The 1,903-nt window shown below is 35.2% G+C and carries 2 protein-coding genes; one reads left to right on the top strand and one right to left on the bottom strand.

The window, feature by feature from the left end; genetic code table 11:
- Positions 1 to 431: ATP-binding cassette domain-containing protein (locus RT405_RS09910; RefSeq protein ID WP_313469425.1), on the bottom strand; the 431-nt coding region annotated here is incomplete at its 3' end.
- Between the two features lie 744 nt (positions 432 to 1,175).
- On the opposite strand from RT405_RS09910, the gene RT405_RS09905 reads away from it, so the two are divergent.
- A partial coding sequence (locus tag RT405_RS09905; RefSeq protein ID WP_313469423.1) for a metallophosphatase occupies positions 1,176 to 1,903 on the top strand: 728 nt, incomplete at its 3' end.

Genomic DNA, 1,903 nt, shown 5'->3' with positions numbered 1-1,903 from the left:
CGCTGTTGTTGACCGCCTGACAGTTGAGAAGGGTAAGAATTTTTTTTATCCAACATGTTCACTTTATCTAGCAACAGTTCTGCTTTTTTTTGCGCCTGTTCGGCCGTTTGTTTTAATACTTTTGTTGGAGCCAGCATAATATTTTCTAAAACCGTTTTGTGCGGGTAAAGGTTAAAGTGCTGGAAAACCATTCCGACATTTTTCCGGACTTTGGTAATATTCGTTTTTTTATCATGGATATTGATTCCGTTGATCGTTAAGTCGCCTTGACTGATTTCTTCTAAACCATTGATACAGCGTAACATAGTGCTTTTTCCTGAACCCGATGGTCCAATTACGACAACGACTTCACCTTTATTGAAAGTAAGATTAATATTTTTTAAGGCATGAAAATCACCATAATACTTTTCAACATTTTTAAATTCAATCATTTATATACACTCCTTAGTTGCTTTTTTTGATAAAGATAAGTAAATGAGGAAGTATATGAAATGTTGGTTTTAAACATTCCATATGCTTCCTTGTAGGGAGACAGATATTGAAAGAAGAAACAAATACAAAAAATAAAAATCGTTCGTTTAAACGATTTTTGTTTAACGACATGACCTTGTACTTTGTACAGGCGGTGTCTAACAGAATAAGCTGGATTTTTATCCTACTTTTCTTAAAATAAAAGAGCCATCAGCTTAGCTGAATAGCTATAAGGAAGTCACTGTTTAGTTACTAAAGGGTACGGACTTTTAGTGTAAGAAAGTAATTTGATATAAAGGATTTACAGAGAAAACTTGGCCCCATTACTGAGGGCTAACAGTGGCAATAAAATAGTGAAACAGTGGATGGCGCTTGAATTTTTGGTTGGTTCTTTTAAAAAAAGAATGATTTGAAACAAACAATAAAAAACATAATGGAAAAATCGTTCGTTTCTATTTGATCAGGTCTGTTGACTATCACTAAGATTATCATTAAACTACATCGGTTGTAAATAAAAAAGTTTTAATTTTTTTGGAGAACGATTACAAAATAAGCTATGTAAAAGCAGAAGGTTTTAGTGGTTTTATACGAAAGTGAGTAATTCATTGCACAGAATAATACTTTTTTGCTGAAAATCGAGCGAAATCCTGCGAATATTGTTATACTAAGAGTATCTATACTTTAGGAAGAGAAGGTAAAACTCTATGGATCAGATTCATATTTATCATACCAACGATATCCATTCACATTTTGAAAATTGGCCTAGAATTTCTGCCTATCTTCAATCTGAGAAAAAAAGAATAAATGATTTGGATGAAACGTACTTTTCTTTTGATATTGGAGATGCTTGCGATCGCGTTCATCCCTTGACAGAAGCCACTAATGGACAAGCAAATGTGCGGTTATTAAATGAAGCACACTATGATGCGGTAACGATTGGCAATAACGAAGGGATTGGCAGTTCAAAAGCAGAACTCAATCATTTATACGATGAAGCTAATTTTAAAGTCGTGTTATCCAATGTATTAGATAAAAAAACTGGAGAATATCCAGCATGGTCTCAACCATTCGAAATTTTACAAACAAAAACAGGGCATAAGATTGGTCTGTTTGGTCTAACCGCTCCTTTTCCGACAAGTTATGGACCTATTGGCTGGTTTGTAAGAGAACCGGAAGATGTGATACCGGAAATGTTGGAGTTGCTGTCCCCATTAGTAGACACGGTTATCTTGCTGTCGCATCTAGGAATTATAGAGGATCGGAAAATTGCCGAAAAATATCCGCTGATCAAAGTAATTTTAGGTTCGCATACACATCATTTATTGCCGGAAGGGGAGAAAGTCCGAAACACTTTACTAGCAGCAGCTGGTAAGTTCGGTCAATATATTGGACATGTGGTTTTAGAAACTGAAGGAGCTCGTTTGGTCTCGGC

Source organism: Carnobacterium sp. (genome assembly GCF_032094055.1).
Lineage (GTDB): Bacteria > Bacillota > Bacilli > Lactobacillales > Carnobacteriaceae > Carnobacterium_A.
Note: the sequence above shows the minus strand (reverse complement) of the source record. Positions and strands in the feature narration are given on the sequence as shown.